The sequence below is a fragment of the Streptomyces siamensis genome, from assembly GCF_039543605.1.
Lineage (GTDB): Bacteria > Actinomycetota > Actinomycetes > Streptomycetales > Streptomycetaceae > Streptomyces > Streptomyces siamensis.
This window is the reverse complement of the sequence record NZ_BAABKB010000004.1, coordinates 300,794-317,547: the sequence shown is the minus strand read 5'-3', so window position 1 is coordinate 317,547 and position 16,754 is coordinate 300,794. Positions and strand designations below refer to the sequence as shown.

Here is a 16,754-nt window from a genome sequence, read left to right as displayed (position 1 = left end):
CGCGGTCACATCGCCATGGGCCGGCCCCACCCGCGCTCGACGGCCACCGTGTGGGCGACGTGCGCCGCGGCGACGTCCAGGGCGGCATGGCCGGTCGACTTGAACAGCGTCAGTTCGCTCTCGTCCCGGCGGCCGGGGTGCCGTCCGGACAGGACGGAACCGAGGAGTGAGACGGTCCGCCCGGCCGGCAGGTCCTGCAACTCGTGGGCGCCGGACGGGGGCCGGGTGTCCGCGGCGCCGGGCCACTCGGCGAAGAGGGTGGCGTCACGCACGGTGTCGGCGTCCACCTCCGGACCGTGGGATCCGCCCACGGAGCTGATGTGCGTGCCGGGGGAGAGCCAGTCGCGACGGATCACCGGTCGCACGGCGCCGGTGCAGCAGAAGACCGTGTCGGCTCCGCGGACGGCCGCCTCGACGGTGTCCGCGGCGCGGGCGGCCGGATGCTGCGCGGCGGCGCTCTCCGCGCGTCGGCGGTCGCGTCCGGCGACGACGACGGGGACGGTGGGGTCGAGCGCCGCCAGCAGGCCCACCTGGGCTCGGGCCTGAGCGCCGGTCCCGACGACGGCGATGCGCTCGGGCCGGGGCCGGGCCAGCGTGCGGGCGCTGACGGTGGCGACCGCCGCCGTGCGGATCTCGGTGAGCGGCTCCGCGTCCATCAGACAGAGCGGGCTGCCGTCCTCGGCGTCGAAGAGGGCGACGACGCCGCGGTGGCTGCTGCGTCCCGGCCGTGCCGGATCACCGAACACGGAGACGAGCTTCGCCGCGAGGCCGAGCCCGGGAACGTAGCCGGGCATGGCTCCGAGCAGACCGCCGGGGGCGCGGGCCGCGATCCGGGGCGGCGCGGAGGCCTCGCCCCGGCCGACGGCGATCAGAGCCGTCGCCACGGCGTCCACGACACGTCGCGGGTCGAGCGCCGCGCGCGTGCGTGCGCCGTCGAGGAAGAGCATCTCGCTCATGCCGTCCCCTCCGCGTTCTCGGACGGCCCCGCCGAGCCGGTGAGGAGCGAGGACAGTGCGTCCGTCGCGTCGCCCAGAGCCCGGCGCAGTTCGGGCAGACGGGTCTCGTCGAACTCCGCGGCGAGGCCGACCACGGTCACCGCGCACACGGGCCTGCCTGGTTGGGGCACGACCGCCCTGCCGAGCGAGGCGACTGGTTGTTCGTTGCGTCCGTACTCGACGGCGAATCCGGTGGTTTCGGTGCGCTCGACGTCGGCCAGCAGCCCCTCCGGACCGGTCAGCGCGTGACCTGCTTCCTCGGCGACGCCCAGATACGGGGCCCGCTCCGCGGGGGGCAGCGCGGCGACCAGGGCCAGCGGTCCGGCGAACCGGTGCACCGGCAGGGCCTCGCCCATCAGACGGGTGATCATCGAGAGACGGTCGGGGCGTACGACGTCGATCACCCGGGAGCGGTCGGTCTCCGGCACCTGGAGATTGACCATCATGCCGGTGCGCTCGGCCAGCGCCGTGAGGACCGGCCGGGCGAGGGCGACGAGCGAGTTCCGAGCCGCGGACGACGACAGCTGGAGGACCGCGGTGCCCGGCAGATAGCGGTCGCCCGCCCGCAGCACCCAGCCTCGGCGCACCAGGTCGAGCAGCACGCGATAGGCGGTCGCCCGGTGCAGGCCGACCTCCTCGGCCAGGTCGGTCAGGCGCAGGGGATGCGGTGAACGGGCCACGGCCTCGACCAGGTCCAGGGCCTTGTCCACGGCGGTGCGCGGTGCTTCGGGCAATGCCCACCCCTCCTTGTGGTGTCCGCGGCGGCGAGCGTACGGTAACGCATGTTTCGACAAGCGATACAGATGTTACGTAGAGCGTAACAAACGACGGGCGAGGTGAAGATGGCGGACGAGGCTTCGGGCGCTCCGGTCCCCTACGCGCCCCCGGCTGCGGGAACCGTGGCGGTGTACCGGGGAGCCACTCTGTTCGACGGAACCGGGAGTCCGCCCCGGCCCTCCACGTCGATCGTGATCGACGGCCAGTACATCCTCGCCGTCGGCGACGACGCCGAGATCTCCGCCGAACTGCCCGCGGGCGCCGAGGTCTTCGACCTGGACGGCCGCTTCGTCGTCCCCGGCCTGATCGACTCGCACCAGCACCTGGCGACGCCACCCGACCGGCCGGCGGCCGAAGCGGTGCTGCGCCGGCTCGTGTACAGCGGCGTCACCGCCGTCCGGGACATGGCCGACGATCTGCGGCAGGTGGGCGACCTCGCACGGGCCTCGCTCGTCGGTGAGATCCCCGGCCCGGACATCCGGTACGCCGCGCTGATGGCGGGCCCGGGGTTCTTCGACGATCCGCGCACCCACCAGGTCACCCAGGGGGAGGTGCCGGGGGCGGTGCCGTGGATGCAGGCCGTCACGGCCGACACGGATCTGCGTCTGGCGGTCGCCCTGGCGCGGGGCACCCATGCCGCGGCGATCAAGGTCTACGCGGATCTCGACCACGCCACCGTCGCCGCGATCACCGAGGAGGCGCACCGCCAGGGCATCCCCGTGTGGGCGCACGCCGCCGTGTTCCCCGCCACGCCCCGACAGGTCGTCCTGGCCGGCGTGGACAGCGTCTCGCACGTCACCCTGCTCGCCTTCGAGGGCCGGGACGCCGAGTTGACGAGCTACAAGCACAAACCGCCGGTCGACCACGACCGGTTCGCCGCCGGCGACGACCCCGGCGTCGAGGAACTCTTCGCCCTGATGTGCCGACGCGGCACGGTGCTCGACGCGACCGCCGGAATGTGGGCGAGCGACGCCCTGGCCGGGGACGGGCCCGAGGCCGTGGCCAAGGCGGCGGCCGACTCGGAACTCGCCGCCCGCCTCACCGCGCAGGCCCACCGTGCCGGAGTCGACATCTGCACGGGCACGGACTACGAGACCGACCCCAAGGACCCGTTCCCCGCCCTGTACGAGGAGTTGGCCTTCCTCGTGGACCGCTGCGGGATGTCACCCGCGGACGTGCTGCGCTCCGCCACGCTCCTGGGCGCCCGGAGCGCCGGCGTCGAGGACATGAGGGGAAGTGTCGAAGCGGGCAAGCTGGCCGACTTCGTCGTCCTCGACGCCGATCCGCTGGCCGACATCGGCCATCTGCGCAGCGTGTCGCTGACCGTCAAGCGCGGACGCCGCTTCGAGCGCAGCGACTTCGTACCCGCAGCGCCGCCCGCGGAGACACACCACCGCACCCCGAACCCGGGCGACCGGCAGCCCCACCGCGTCGAGGAGACCCGATGACCACCACCCCCCTGATCATCAACGCGCTCGGCCAGCTCGACAACCCCAACGCGCCCCGGTCGGCCGAGGCCGCCGCCGAGCTCAACCCCTCCAGCGAACAACTCACCGTCGACGCCCGGACCCTGGCCGACGCCCGCGCCTCCGGTCTCACCGCGGTCAACGTCACCCTGGGATACACCATGGGCGACATGCCGCCGTACGAGCACACGCTGCACGAGATCGCCGTGTGGGACCGCATCGTCCGCGACAACGAGGCCGACCTCCTCAAGGTCCGGACCGTCGCCGATGTGCACCGGGCCCACCGCGAGGGCAGGACCGGCGTCATCTACGGCTTCCAGAACGCCGTGGCCGTGGGCGAGGACACCGGGCGCGTCGCCACCTTCGCCGAACTCGGCGTCCGTGTCGTCCAGCTGACGTACAACCAGGCCAACCACATCGGCGACGGCTCGATGGCACCGGACAACCGGGGCCTGACCGACTTCGGCCGCCGCCTGGTCGACGCGCTCAACGACCACCACCTCATGGTCGACCTCTCCCACAGCGGGGAGAACACCTGCCTCGACGCCGCGCGGAGTTCGCGCGTCCCGGTGTCCGTCAACCACACCGGCTGCCGCGCGCTCGCCGACCTGCCGCGCAACAAGACCGACGAGGAACTGCGCCTGGTGGCCTCCCGCGGCGGTTTCGTGGGCATCTACTTCATGCCCTTCCTCAACACCTCGGGACACGCCTGCGCGGCGGACGTCGTCGAACACATCGACCACGCGGTGAACGTGTGCGGCGAGGACCACGTCGGCATCGGCACCGACGGGACCGTCACGACCATCGACGACCTCGACGCGTACCGGGACCGGCTCGCCGAGCACGTGGAACTGCGTCGTGCGGCCGGGGTCGGCGCGGCGGGGGAGCGCGGCGACACGCTGCCCTTCGTGCTCGACCTGCGCGGGGTGGAGCAGTTCCGGGAGCTGATCAGGCTCCTCGAATGCCGCGGGTACCGCTCCGCACGCATCGAGAAGATCATGGGCCGCAACTTCCTGGACTACGCCGAACGCGTCTGGGCCCCGGAGACCTCCGGCTGAACGCCGTCTCCTCGCACCTCGTAACCCCGGCCGCGGCGGGGTCAGCCCGATGCCAGGAGAAGTGAGACCCGTTCGAGCAGCGCGCCCGGCGAAGCCGTGCCCTCGGTGGGTTCGCCGCCGGGTGCCGAGGCCGACGGCTCGCCGGTACCGGCCGGGTCGTCGCCGGCGGAGGCCGAGGGAGAGGCGTTCGCCGGGGGAGTGGGGGACGGTCCCGGCGGTGTCGCGGTCGACCGGCGGCTCGGTGAGGGCGCGGCCACGCTGCGCGAGGTGCTGGGGCTCGGCCGCGTCCGCGCGGTCGTTTCGGCCGGTGCCGGAGCGGAGGAACCGTCGGCATGCACCGCACCGCCCGCGGTGTCGACCTGGGCCGGCCGGGGCGGCGCCCCGATGCCGCCGTCCGGCGACGGCGACCGGGCGGCGCTGCGCCCGCGGCCCGTACCCGGCGTCGCGGCACCGGTGCCCGCTTTCCCGTGGGCCCGCACCCCACCCGGCAGCGAGAGCTGCGGAGCGGCCGCGTCGCCGCCGCTCAGCACCGCCGCGAGCGTCGCCCCGAAGCAGACGCAGGACACCGCCACCGTCCAGCCCATCCGGCGCAGCCATGCGCGCCGACGACCGCTCGCGTCCACGAACACGGCTCCGTCCACCGGTGCGCCGGGCGCGGGTGGTGCCGTGTCCCCGCCCGGGCCGGAGTCCTTCGGGGCCGAAGCGGGCTCGACCCGGCCGACGCGCCGACGGGCCGGGCCCGTCGCCCTGACCCCGCGAGCGCTCCCGCTCTCCCGTCCGGCGTGGTCCGCGCACGTGGACGCCCCCGTGATGCCTGCCATTCACCGCTCCTCGCTCATCCTCGACGCCGGTCCCGGCGCGCGGCCACGTGTCGTCCGTGACCGGCCGCTCGGGAGGCGAGCGCGGGGTCGCCCACCGACAGGTCGGGGCGTGTCCGCGCTGATCCACTCATACGAAGGGCGTCGCTTTGTGACTCATTCCGGCCGGATGTGATGCGTCCGTGCCGCGCCGGGGCGAGGGAGAAGGCCTGTCGAGACACACGATTCGATCGTTCACTCGATGGAATCAATCGTCACTACTTGTCTGTTCGACGTTTTCACTCGTAGCATCGGCGTATTCGGTCAGCACACGAAGGGCAATCCGATGGACCGCATCCGCTTGCAGCAGCTCCTGGCCCGTGAGAGCGCCGAAGCCGCGCGCCGCAACCCGCGTTCCAAGGACGCCTATGCGCGGGCCGACCACCTCTTCGGCCGGGTTCCGATGACCTGGATGAACAAGACCGCCGCGGGAGCCTTCCCCCGCTACCTGGACACCGCGCGCGGCGCCCGTGTCACCGACATCGACGGCCACGAGTACATCGACTTCTGCCTCGGGGACACGGGCGCCATGGCCGGACACTCGCCCGAGGCCGTGGCCGAGGCCGTCCAGCACCAGTTCGCCGAACGTGGCGGCGCCACCGCCATGCTGCCGACCGAGGACGCCGAATGGGTGGGCGCCGAGCTCACCCGCCGCTTCGGACCGACGCGCTGGAGCTTCTCGCTGACCGCGACCGACGCCAACCGCTGGTCCATCCGACTGGCGCGCGCGGTCACGGGCCGCCCGAAGATCCTGGTGAACAGCTACAGCTACCACGGAAGCGTCGACGAGTCACTGATCGTCGTCGGACCCGACGGCCACGGCACCGCCCGGCCCGGCAACGTCGGAGCCCCCTGCGACGTCACGCTGACCAGCAGGGTCGCCGAGTTCAACGACCTGGCGCAGCTGGAACGCGAGCTCGCCCACGGCGACGTCGCCGCCGTCCTCATGGAGCCCGCCCTCACCAACATCGGCATCGTGCTGCCGGAACCCGGCTACCTGGAAGGCGTGCGCGCCCTCACCCGTCGGTACGGCACGCTCCTCATCAACGACGAGACGCACACCTTCTCCGCCGGACCGGGCGGCTGCACCGCCGCCTGGGGTCTGGAACCCGACGTGCTCACCATCGGCAAGGCGATCGGCGGAGGCATCCCGGCCGGCGCCTACGGGCTCTCGGCCGAACTCGCCGAGCGGCTGCTCGACCGCGACGACCTGGATCTCGTGGACATGGGAGGCGTCGGGGGCACCCTCGCCGGCAACGCCCTCTCCGTCGCCGCCATGCGCGCCACCCTCGAACACGTCCTCACCGACGACGCCTTCGACGGCATGTCGAAGCTGTCGGAACGCTTCGAGGCCGGGGTGCGCGCGGGCATCGACACCTGGTCGCTGCCGTGGTCGGTGAGCCGCCTCGGCGCCCGCACCGAGTACCGCTTCGCGGACCCGGCACCGCGCACCGGAACCGAATCGGCCGCGGCCTCCGACACCGAGCTGGAGGACTTCCTCCACCTCTACCTCGCCAACCGCGGCATCCTGCTGACGCCGTTCCACAACATGGCGCTGATGTGCCCGGCCACCACGGAACAGGACGTGGACACCCACACCGAGGTCTTCGCCGCGGCCCTCGCCGAACTCGTCGGCTGACCCACGCCGTTAATCTTGGACCGGGCGAGCCGGAGAGGAACAGCGTGGACGAGATCGACCGGGCCATCCTGCGGGAGCTGCAGATCGACGGGCGCATCGCCTATGCCGAACTCGGCCCCAAGGTGGGCCTGTCCGCGTCCGCGGCCCGCCAGCGACTGCAACGACTGCTGGACACCCAGGCCGTGCAGGTCGTCGGAGTCACCGACCCCATGGGCATGGGCGGGCAGTCGATGGCGCTGCTCGGCATCGCCGTGGACGGCGATCCGCGTGCCGTCGCCGACGAACTGGCCGAGCGACCGGAGGTCGTGTACTCGGTACTGACCTCCGGTGGCTTCGACCTGTTCGCCGAAGTGGTCTGCCCGGGGCCGAGAGAACTGCTGGACTTCGTCAACGACGTGGTCCGCCCCCTCGAAGGGGTCGGCAAGGTCCAGTCGTTCCCCTACTTCGGCATCCACACGCACCGGTTCCTGTGGAACGTGGGCTGATCCGAGCGTCGCCCGAGCGGACCGCACGGATCGCGCACCGACCGTACGGTACGTACGTCGCCCGGCCGGATTTCGCGGCTCGACCCCGAACCGGCTAGGCGACCGTGTTCCTGGCCGACGACCCGTCGGGCCGCGCCACCGGCACCTCCAGGGGCCGGGCCAGTCCGATCACGCCCTCGTCCAGCCGCTGGAGGTGCCGCAGGACCCGGTCCGTCACCCGGTCGTGCCGGGGCGTACCCGGCCGGTCCGTCTCCAGCATGGCCGCGAGGCTCGCGCCGGTCTCGGCCACACCGTCGCTGCCCTCGTCCTCGACACGGGCGATCAGGACGTCGATGTTGTGGGCGATGCGCCGGCCGGCCCCCTTCAGCCGCGGATCCGCCGCCACGGTCTTGCTGTAGGGGAGGAGTTCGGCCGTCGCGGCCAGCGATCGTGCGTGATAGGCGCACGTCTCCAGCAGCGCCACGACGTAACGGGCGGTCTGGCGACGGGCCCGCAGCGGGGTGATCGGATGGGTCAGCGGCTGCGTGGAGGCCCGCAGATCGTCCAGTGCCGTGTCGAGATCCCGGGCCTTGTCCAGCAGGTCGATCGCCGGACCGCCGCTGAGCTGTTCCACCGCCGCCCCCGTCACGTCGCCGAGCCGGGTCAGCACCGTGGCGAGGAGTTCGTCGGTACGGCGGTCGGTGTTGACCGGCAGGACCAGGGCGGCCGCGATCACACCGCAGGCGGCGCCGAGCGCCGTCTCCTCGATCCGCAGCACCAGCACATGGGTGCTGTAGGTGTTGAGCAGCGTGTACAGCAGCCCCAGCATCGCCGTCACGAAGAAGGACATCAGGGCGTACGAGAGCGGCGCGGTGAAGAACATGGCGAAGATGAACAGCAGGACCAGCGCGAACGCGGTCCAGGTGTGCGTGCCCACCAGGCCCGCCAGGCCGACACCGGCGACGACGCCGACGACCGTGCCGAGCAGCCGGCGGTAGCCCTTCACCAGGATCTCCCCGGTGGAGGCGGTGTTCAGGAAGACGACCCAGCAGGTCAGCACCGCCCAGTACCAGCGCTGGCTGGACAGGAGTTCCCCGCCCGCGATCGCCAGCGCCGAACCCACCGACACCTGCACGGCCGTCCGGGTCGTGGGCCGCAGTCCCCGACGGTCGTCCGCGGTCGGTTCCTTCTCCTCTGCGCCCGCGATGGCGACGTCCTCCGCCTCCAGCTCCTCGCGCGAGCGGGCCGTGGCGGGCGAGTCGTCGGATTCGTCCTGCGGTCCGTCGAGCGCGAGCCGCAGTCCCAGGACGGCGCGCGCCGCCTCGCCGATCCCGCGGAACACGTCCTGCACGGCGGCCGAGGCGCGCGGCAGGTTCTCCTCGTCCCGGTACCCCAGCAGCCGGTTGCGCACCTGGGCCACCGCCAGGCCGCGCGTGTGCGTCACCGGGCGCATGACGAGCACCCGCAGGGCGTCGAGGTCGCGGCGCAGCGTCGCGGTGGTGTCGTCCTGCGGCCGGAGCCGGTCGCCCGGGGCGGGCACCGGCGCGTCGGGCAGATGAAGGGTCAGCGTGTCGGCGCGCTCGGCGCTCCGGGCGGTGAGCAGCAGCACACCGAGTCGCTCGGCGGCGATCTCGGCGTCGGCGACTCGACGCTGCACCAGTGAGGCGGTGGCGCGGTCGCCGGTGCCCTCCTCCAGCCGCCCCTGGATCATCATCGCGCTCTCGTGCAGGCGTGCGGTGTGGTGTCGTACGTCGTCCAGCGCTTTGTCGGCCTCGTCCGGTCCGGCGTCGAGCAGGTCGATCTGGGCGGACACCAGTTGGGCGAGCCGTGTCCGGAAGGCCTGGCGCAGCCTGTGCAGGATGCGTTCCGGTGTCTCGGGCACCAGGGCGAAGCGCGCCACCGCACTGCACGCGAAGGCGACCGCCACGGTCCCGCACAGCCCCGGCAGGGCGGCGGGCGAGGCCCCGACGAACAGCGCGACGAAGTACGTCTGGAACCCGATCAGTCCGAGTGCCGTGCCACGGTCCCCGAAGCGACGGCCGTACACCGCGGCGAAGATCAGCGCGATGAAGAAGAGGTCGCCCGCGACGATCCGGGTGCTGAGCAGGGCGCCCAGGGAGAGCGCCGCGAGCGCCACCGGCAGGCCGAGGGCGAGGGTGACGGCCTGCCCGCGCCACTGCTTCTCCTTGAGGGCGAAGGTGGCGACCATGGCCGCCACGGAGCCGGCCACCAGATGTGTCACGGGAACCCCGAAGGGAGCCAGCACGGCGAGCGTGAGGGCGATGGCGGCCACGGTGCGCAGACCGGCCATGAGCCGAAGCAGTCCGGGGTCCGACGCCGCGAACCGGTCCCAGACCTCCGCCGGCCGAGATCGTGTCCGTGCCGTACCCCGGCCGCTCCCCGCGGTCCTCACGTGGTCGTTCTTCCCGGTCCTCACGTGGTCGTTCTTCCTGCCTCTCCGCACCGCATGATCAGCGGTTCCAGCATGTCACGAGGCGTCGCTCCGCCGCCGGAGTGGTCGAGCCCCGCGCCCGACCCGGGCGAGAGGGTGTCAAACCACTTGTGGGAGCGCTCCCAAATAGTCAGGATGCCCCCATGGAGCCACAGCCGTTCATCCGCGCCTACCGGCCCACCGACCGGGCGGACGTCGCCCATGTGTGCGTGAGCACCGCGGACTTGGGAGGGGACTCACGCGCCCTCTACCCGGACGAGGAGTTGATGCCGTCCCTGTTCGCCGAGCCGTACTGCCACCTGGAGCCCGAGCTGGCCTTCGTCCTCGACGACGGACACGGCCGGGTGGTCGGCTACGTCGTCGGCACCGCGGACACCGACGTGTTCGTCAGGGCTTTCCGGGACAAGTGGATCCCGCGCGTCGTCGACCGCTATCCCGCCCCCACCGCACCACCCGGCACACCCAGCGAAGAGATGATCGCGCTGCTGCACGCGCCCGAGCGCATGCTCGTGCCCGAACTGGCCGATCACCCCGCGCACTTGCACATCGACCTCCTGCCGGACTTCCAGCGACGCGGCCACGGCCGAGCGTTGATGGCCACCTTCCTGGCCGCGTTGTACGACCGCGGGGTACCCGCCGTCCACCTGGGCATGGTCACCGCGAACGTGGCGGCGCGGGCGTTCTACGACCGTCTCGGCTTCCATGAGATCGACGTTCCGGACCCGGGCCCTCTCACGTACCTGGGCCGATCGACGGCCGTACGGTCGACGGCGCCCGGGGCGGCGCCGACCGTCCCCTGACGACGTGCGAGGCGGCCCGGCCGCTGTGACTCCCGCGGGACGGCGCACGAGCCGCCCCGCGGGACGAAAGCCCGCAGGCGTCCCCGGTACGGCGACGGCCCCGGCGGCCCGATGGCCGCCGGGGCCGGAACGCCGGCACGGAATCCGCTCCGGGTGATCAGGCCTCGACCGCGGCCGTCTCGGGCGCGGTGGCCGGGGAGCCCTTGCCGTCGCCCCCGGCGGCGCGGGCCGCCGGGATGACGGCCGCGATCGCGGCGGCGATCAGTGCGACCCCGCCGCCGATGACGAGACCGGTCCGGAAGCCGTTCTCGGAGGTGAAGGTGTATCCCGCGACGGAAGTGGTCAGCTGTGCGAGGACGACACCGACCACCGCGGCGCCGACCGAGGTGCCCAGCGCGCGCATCAACGTGTTGAAGCCGTTGGCGGCGGCGGTCTCGGAGAGCGGGACCGAGGTCATGATCAGGGCGGGCATCGAGCCGTAGGCGAGACCGACACCGCTGTTGATGACCATGCCGACGAGCATGAGGCCCCAGGCGGAGCCCATCAGCGCCAGTGACAGGCCGTAGCCGAGCGCGATGACCAGAACACCGCAGACCAGGGTGAACTTGGGGCCGCGGGCGTCGGTCAGCTTCCCGCCGAGCGGGGAGACGATCATCATCATGATGCCGCCGGGAGCCATCCACAGGCCGGCCGCGAGCATCGACTGGCCCAGGCCGTAGCCCGTGGCCTCGGGGAACTGGAGCAGCTGAGGGATGATCAGCATGCTCGCGTACATGCCGAATCCGACGAAGATCGAGGCGAGGTTGGTGAACAGGACCCGGGGGCGGGCCGTGGTGCGCAGGTCGATCAGCGGGTCATGGGCCTTCAGCTCCCACACACCCCACGCGAGCAGCACCACGACCGAGGCGCCGAGCAGGCCCAGGGTCGTCACGGAGCCCCAGCCCCAGTCGGCGCCCTTGGAGACCCCGAGGAGCAGGCAGACCAGGCCGGCGCCCAGGCCGATCGCCCCCAGTCCGTCGAAGCGCTGACCCTTGGCGCCGGCCGGTACGTCCGGCACGAGGAACCAGATCAGCGCACCGATCGCCACGGCGAGCGCCGCGGAGCCCCAGAACAGCACGCGCCAGCTCGTGTACTGGGCGACCGCCGCCGAGATCGGCAGGCCGAGGCCGCCGCCGATGCCCATCGATGCGCTGACCAGCGCGATGGACGAGCTCAGCTTCTCGGCGGGCACGACGTCGCGCAGCAGCGCGATGCCGAGGGGCACCATGCCCATGCCCATGCCCTGGAGACCGCGTCCGACGATCATGGGCGCGACCGAGGACGAGAGCGCGCACACGACGGATCCCGCCACCAGTGGGACGGAGCAGGCGAGGAGCATCCGCCGCTTGCCCACGAGGTCGCCCAGGCGGCCGGAGACCGGGACACACACGGCCGACACCAGCAGAGTGGCGGTGATCACCCACGCGGAGTTCGAGGACGAGGTGTGCAGGATCTGCGGCAGCTCGGCGATCAGTGGTGTGACCAGTGTCTGCATGATCGCTGCCACGGTGCCGGCGAAGGCGAGCGTGGCGACCACGCCGCCTGCGCGGGCGGTGGGCTGGGGGGCGTCCATAGCGGGACTCCTCCTGTGTCTGTCTGCGGGAGCAAGGATGTGCATCGTACATGTCGTGTGCATAGCGCACGTGATGTGTCCCATACATGCACCTGTGGGAGGATGGATTCGGGCCGCACCGGAACGAGATGCGCGGGCGGCTTCGCTGAACACGAGGAGGCGGCACGCGGATGGTCAGGCCCACGCACGAGGTCGAGTACGAGCAGATGCTGCTGAGCCGCCACGGCCTCCTGCACTACAAGGGCGGCCGTACCAAGGACAGCGTGCTGGAGCGCAGTGCCTACATCCTGCTCAGCCGGATCCGCGTCCAGGGGCCGATGTCGATCGGTGAGCTGAGCGACGCCTTCGGGCTGGACGCGTCCACCCTCAACCGGCAGACCGCGGCGGCCATGCGCGCCGGACTCGTGGAGCGCATCCCGGACCCCGAGGGCGGCATGGCCCGCAAGTTCCGCATCACGAACGAGGGGGCGCGTCTGCTCGACGAGGAACGCATGGGGCTCGTCCGCTCCCTGGACAACGTCATGGCGGAATGGCCGGACGAGGACATCGCCGCGTTCGCCTCCTATCTCCGCCGCTTCAACACCGACATCGAGCGCATCGGCGGACGCCCCTGGCCCCGGCCCTGACGGCCGCCGCCGCGTGCGTACGGCGGCGTCCCGGGCGCGGCGGCGACCGGCCACCGCCGGAAAACCGCATGCCCCGCGACTCGCGCCTGTCTAGGCTCCCCGCATGACCGAGCCCGGGGGACTGCTGAATGTCATCGACGTCGAGGCGACCTGCTGGGAGGGGCAGCCCCCGCCGGGCGCGGTCGGCGAGATCATCGAGATCGGACTGACCGTTGTCGATCTGGGCACGGGCGAGCGCGTCGAGAAGCACCGCCTCCTGGTAGCGCCGGCCCGCTCGGCCGTCAGCCCCTTCTGCACCGAACTCACCGGACTGACCCAGGAGGAGGTCGCGGCGGGAGTCCCCTTCGCGGAGGCCTGCCGGATCCTGGCCGCCCGGCACCGCGCGGGCGAACGCCCATGGGCGAGCTGGGGCGACTACGACCGCCGTCAGTTCACCCGCCAGTGCCGCGCCACCGGAACCACGTACCCCTTCGGTCATCGCCACACCAACGCCAAGGCGGTCTTCACCGACGCGCACGGCCTGCGCAAGCGGCCGGGCATGGCGCAGGCGCTGCGCGTCGCGGGACTTCCGCTGGAGGGGCGGCACCACCGGGGCGAGGACGACGCCTGGAACATCGCCGCCCTGATCCTCGGCCTCGTCGAGCGCGGGGCCTGGCCGGACCTTCCGGCGCCACGGAGGCAGCCCCCTGCACCCGGCTCACCCCGACGGGTTGTTTGACGGCCGGTCCGGGCGCGCGGCGTATGAGTGACCGTCCGCCGGGGAGAACCAGGGACGTACGCGAACGCCGTCGTCGAGGAGCCCGCGCGTGTCCGATGTCGTCTTCACCGCGGACTTCGCCTCGGCGAGGCAATGGATCGCGGGGCGTTCCTGGGCCTATCCCGACGGCGGACCGGTCAACCCGGACGACGACAAGCTCGACCACCTCGTGGCGGACCCCGCCTACTCCCGCACGGGCACCTTCCGCGCCACCCGGCGGCCGGACGGCCGATGGGACGCCGGCCTGCTGACGACCGAGGGCAGCGACGACGGATTCATGGTGCGCACCGGCGACGTCCTGGAGACGCGGGTGCGGCTTCCCGAGGAGACCGGCGCCTGGCCGGCCGTCTGGACCTGGCGGGACGGAGGCCAGGAGATCGACGTGTTCGAGTACCACCCCGACAATCCCGACCTGCTGGAGCTCTCCAACCACGTACGCGGTGGGCACAAGTACTACCGCGACGAAGCCGTCCGTCCGGGCGCCTGGCTGGACCTGGCGGTCTCCTTCGGTGCCCGCTCCGTCGCCTGGAGCGTCAACGGCGAGCGGGTCTTCACCGACCACCGCGGAGTGGGCCGCACCTGGCACGCCCACCTCATCGTCAATCTCTCCGTCTGCGCGGGGCGTTACCACCCGCCACCGTCCCCCGGCGTCTCCGAGATGTGCTTCGAGGTGGCCCGTCTGGTGGTGCGCCGACCTCGGCCCGGCAGCCCCTACGGCGCGACGGACGAGCCTTCCTGACGGGCGCCGGACCCGAAGGATCCGGCCACCGGATCAGGCGATCCGGTCGCCCGGGGCGGCACGGGAACCGTCGGGGCCCGACGGCCGGGGAGCGGACTCCGACCGGCCCGTGTGTCCGGGAAGCGGACCACCCGCGGAGGGGTCCCAGCTGAGGATCCATTCGAACTCGCGCCGCAGTCGGCGAGCTTCGCTTCGCACCAGGAGGGGAATGTCGCCGCGTTCTGAGATCAGCTGGGCGTAGATCGGTGCGTCGTGCACGCGTGGATCCTCGACTCGGGTCGGTGGGTGTGTCTCGGTACTGCGCTGCCTCGACGTTAGGGCCCGGACGACGTCGTCGTGGTGATCCGGTCGGCTCGGCCAGAACCGGTCAGGGGGTGGGCAGGGGACGCCCATCGGTGTCGAACAGGGCGTCAGGGAATGTCAGTTCTGTGTCCGCTCGCGTCCGGCGGCCGGTCCCGGCGGCGGACCTCCCCGCGACGGCTACCGATACGTAACCTACTGAGCGGTCATCCGGGGTGGCCCGCCCGGTGCCGGTGCCACACCTTGATCACGAAGTGCCGGAGGCGCGCCGGAGGTGTGTCCAGCCGAACGGGTTGTTTCCGGGGCGTCGCCCCGGAGGCGGGGGCTTCGGCCATCCGTGATGAACCGCCAGGTCAGCCATTCACGGCCGGGCCGGTCGGGTCGTCGGCCGGGTCAAACATGAGCGGACACAGGGGTAGCCCAGGTGAGCCGCCCGAGTGGTGGGACGGAAGGGACTCACTGACGGTGGATCACGTCGAGGCCGGGTTCTCTTGAGCTGACACAGCGCCAGCTGCCCGGCCGAGACGGAAGGACTTCGACGATGCGCTCTGCCCGCATGCTCCTCGCCACCGCGACGGCCACGGCGGCCCTCGCGATCGCCGCTCCCGGTGCCCACGCCACAGGCCTGTTCGACCGGGATTCCGGCGACGACTCGTCCTACAGCAAGCAGAACGACTCCAACAGCAACGACGACTCCTACAGCAAGGGTGACAACTCCTCCCACGACGGGGGGAGCGATCATGACTCTTCATACAGCAAGGGGGACGACGAGGGCAGCAGCCACGGCAAGCCGAGCGGCGGCATGCACACCGGTGGCGGTGCCCTCTCGATGCTGAAGAGCGACGACGACTGGGGCAAGGACGGCGGCGGCAGCGGCAACAACAACGGAAACAACAACGGCAACAACAATGGCAACGACAGCGGCAACGACAGCAGGTTCGACCCGGAGACCTACAAGGACAAGGGCTCCGACTACGGCAGCGACTCGGGCGACGACCGCGACAAGCCCAGCGGCGGCATGCACACCGGTGGTGGCGGGCTCGCTTCCCCGAGCGTCACCGCCGGCGGCGCGGCGGTCCTGGCCGTCGCCGCGGCGGGCGCCTTCGCGATGCGCCGCAAGAAGACGTCCGACGGTTTGTCCTGACCGCAGGCCTGTGCGATAGCAGTCGCGGCCGCCGCGTGTGCACACCGTGGCGGCCGCGACTCGCCCCTCCTTCCGCTGTGCCCCACTGCTGCCGCGTTCTTGCGAGGTGGTTCCCGATGGCAGCCCGGTCGTCCTCACCAACCGATAGCGCCGAGCCGGGGCAGGGCGCCCGCTCCGGCCGCACCCTGCTCACCTGGTCCATCGGCCTGCTGATCATGGCCCTGGGGCTGATCGGCAGTCATGACCCGTCGGCCGGAGCCTCCCGCGGACCCCACGGCTCCGCGGCGCTCTCACCGTCGGCGATCGCGAAGGCGGGCAAACACCTGCCGCGGTCCGCTCCGACGCGCCTGCTCATCCCGAAGATCTCGGTGGACGCCCCGTTCACCGCTCTCTCCATCGGCCCCTCGGGCCGCCTCGAACCTCCGCCCGCCGACGACGTGAACCTCGTCGGATGGCACGCGGCCGGTGTCTCGCCGGGCGAGCCCGGGACCGCGATCATCGCCGGCCATGTCGACACGAAGACCTCGGCCGCCGTGTTCGTGGACCTCAGCGAGTTGGAGGAGGGCGACCACTTCGAGGTCGAACGGGCCGACGGCCGGACGGCCCGGTTCGTGGTCGACAGCGCCGAGACCTTCGAGAAGGACGACTTCCCCGACAGCGTGTACGCCGACACCCCCCAGGCCCAGGTCCGGCTCATCACCTGCGCGGGCTCCTACGACCACACCGCCAAGGACTACACCGAGAACCTGGTCGTCTTCGCCCATCTCGTCTGAACCGCGGCACGAGGACACGGCCCGGGAGAGCGGCACGCGACGCGGTCCCGGCCGTGCCCGGGGCGGCGCCGCATGTGCCCCGACGTCCGACAGGCGGCGTGCGACGGCCGCTCCTATGCTGGTGCCGTAGGGGCATGGAGCTTGTCTCCTACGGCGTCATCGCGACTCGCGACGCGCCACGTCGGCCGTGATCCGCGGTCCGTCGTCCCGCGCCGTCCGCCGCGGTTGTGCCGCAGGCGACTAGCCCGGCCCCACCACCTCGTCCGCTCGCCCCGGACGCTCTCGCTCGGCGGAA

General features: G+C 72.1%; 16 protein-coding genes. 10 read left to right on the top strand and 6 right to left on the bottom strand.

The features are described 5' to 3' along the window. Positions 1-5 precede the first annotated feature (5 nt). Together ABEB03_RS11495 and ABEB03_RS11490 are read right to left on the bottom strand one after the other, a co-directional pair. Entirely contained in the window at positions 6-956 is a 951-nt protein-coding gene (locus ABEB03_RS11495) for an ornithine cyclodeaminase family protein (protein WP_345645760.1), read from the bottom strand. Next, positions 953-1,729 (bottom strand): IclR family transcriptional regulator, encoded by a 777-nt coding sequence (locus tag ABEB03_RS11490; RefSeq protein WP_345645755.1) that lies wholly within the window; start codon positions 1,727-1,729, stop codon positions 953-955. The genes ABEB03_RS11495 and ABEB03_RS11490 overlap by 4 nt, the downstream gene beginning before the upstream one ends. Before the next feature lie 108 nt (positions 1,730-1,837). Here ABEB03_RS11490 and ABEB03_RS11485 point away from each other — a divergent pair, with 108 nt between their 5' ends. Together ABEB03_RS11485 and ABEB03_RS11480 are read left to right on the top strand one after the other, a co-directional pair. After that, complete coding sequence (locus ABEB03_RS11485) at positions 1,838-3,220, top strand: amidohydrolase family protein (RefSeq protein ID WP_345645752.1); 1,383 nt, start codon at positions 1,838-1,840, stop codon at positions 3,218-3,220. Continuing rightward, entirely contained in the window at positions 3,217-4,296 is a 1,080-nt protein-coding gene (locus ABEB03_RS11480) for a dipeptidase (protein WP_345645749.1), read from the top strand. Before ABEB03_RS11485 ends, ABEB03_RS11480 begins: the two co-directional genes overlap by 4 nt. A gap of 41 nt (positions 4,297-4,337) precedes the next feature. Here the strand turns inward: ABEB03_RS11480 and ABEB03_RS11475 are convergent, their stop codons facing one another. Continuing rightward, positions 4,338-5,117, bottom strand: a complete 780-nt coding sequence (locus ABEB03_RS11475; protein WP_345645746.1) for a hypothetical protein — start codon at positions 5,115-5,117, stop codon at positions 4,338-4,340. Between the two features lie 322 nt (positions 5,118-5,439). On the opposite strand from ABEB03_RS11475, the gene ABEB03_RS11470 reads away from it, so the two are divergent. Further along, positions 5,440-6,792, top strand: a complete 1,353-nt coding sequence (locus ABEB03_RS11470) for a transaminase (protein WP_345645743.1) — start codon at positions 5,440-5,442, stop codon at positions 6,790-6,792. A gap of 44 nt (positions 6,793-6,836) precedes the next feature. After that, positions 6,837-7,277, top strand: coding sequence for an Lrp/AsnC family transcriptional regulator (locus ABEB03_RS11465; protein WP_028801407.1), 441 nt, complete (start codon positions 6,837-6,839; stop codon positions 7,275-7,277). A gap of 94 nt (positions 7,278-7,371) precedes the next feature. Here ABEB03_RS11465 and ABEB03_RS11460 read toward each other — a convergent pair whose 3' ends face one another. Continuing rightward, positions 7,372-9,567 (bottom strand): FUSC family protein, encoded by a 2,196-nt coding sequence (locus tag ABEB03_RS11460; protein ID WP_345645738.1) that lies wholly within the window; start codon positions 9,565-9,567, stop codon positions 7,372-7,374. Between the two features lie 284 nt (positions 9,568-9,851). On the opposite strand from ABEB03_RS11460, the gene ABEB03_RS11455 reads away from it, so the two are divergent. Beyond that, positions 9,852-10,508 carry a GNAT family N-acetyltransferase gene (locus tag ABEB03_RS11455; RefSeq protein ID WP_345645735.1) on the top strand — a complete coding sequence of 219 codons (657 nt, stop codon included), beginning with the start codon at positions 9,852-9,854 and terminating at the stop codon, positions 10,506-10,508. Positions 10,509-10,665: 157 nt separating this feature from the next. On the opposite strand, the gene ABEB03_RS11450 is transcribed toward ABEB03_RS11455, so the two are convergent. Continuing rightward, positions 10,666-12,120, bottom strand: a complete 1,455-nt coding sequence (locus tag ABEB03_RS11450; RefSeq protein WP_345645732.1) for an MFS transporter — start codon at positions 12,118-12,120, stop codon at positions 10,666-10,668. Positions 12,121-12,290: 170 nt separating this feature from the next. Between ABEB03_RS11450 and ABEB03_RS11445 the strand changes: the two genes are divergently transcribed. The 3 genes from ABEB03_RS11445 to ABEB03_RS11435 all read left to right on the top strand — a co-directional run bounded on the left by ABEB03_RS11445 (position 12,291) and on the right by ABEB03_RS11435 (position 14,242). After that, positions 12,291-12,746, top strand: coding sequence for a MarR family winged helix-turn-helix transcriptional regulator (locus tag ABEB03_RS11445; protein ID WP_345645729.1), 456 nt, complete (start codon positions 12,291-12,293; stop codon positions 12,744-12,746). 103 nt (positions 12,747-12,849) lie between these two features. After that, positions 12,850-13,464, top strand: a complete 615-nt coding sequence (locus ABEB03_RS11440) for a 3'-5' exonuclease (protein ID WP_345645725.1) — start codon at positions 12,850-12,852, stop codon at positions 13,462-13,464. 88 nt (positions 13,465-13,552) lie between these two features. Beyond that, positions 13,553-14,242, top strand: coding sequence for a beta-glucanase (locus ABEB03_RS11435; RefSeq protein WP_345645721.1), 690 nt, complete (start codon positions 13,553-13,555; stop codon positions 14,240-14,242). Between the two features lie 33 nt (positions 14,243-14,275). Here the strand turns inward: ABEB03_RS11435 and ABEB03_RS11430 are convergent, their stop codons facing one another. After that, positions 14,276-14,500, bottom strand: coding sequence for a hypothetical protein (locus ABEB03_RS11430; protein ID WP_345645717.1), 225 nt, complete (start codon positions 14,498-14,500; stop codon positions 14,276-14,278). A gap of 583 nt (positions 14,501-15,083) precedes the next feature. Between ABEB03_RS11430 and ABEB03_RS11425 the strand changes: the two genes are divergently transcribed. After that, entirely contained in the window at positions 15,084-15,686 is a 603-nt protein-coding gene (locus tag ABEB03_RS11425; protein ID WP_345645714.1) for a hypothetical protein, read from the top strand. Between the two features lie 116 nt (positions 15,687-15,802). After that, positions 15,803-16,459 (top strand): class F sortase, encoded by a 657-nt coding sequence (locus ABEB03_RS11420; protein WP_345645711.1) that lies wholly within the window; start codon positions 15,803-15,805, stop codon positions 16,457-16,459. Positions 16,460-16,754 lie beyond the last annotated feature (295 nt).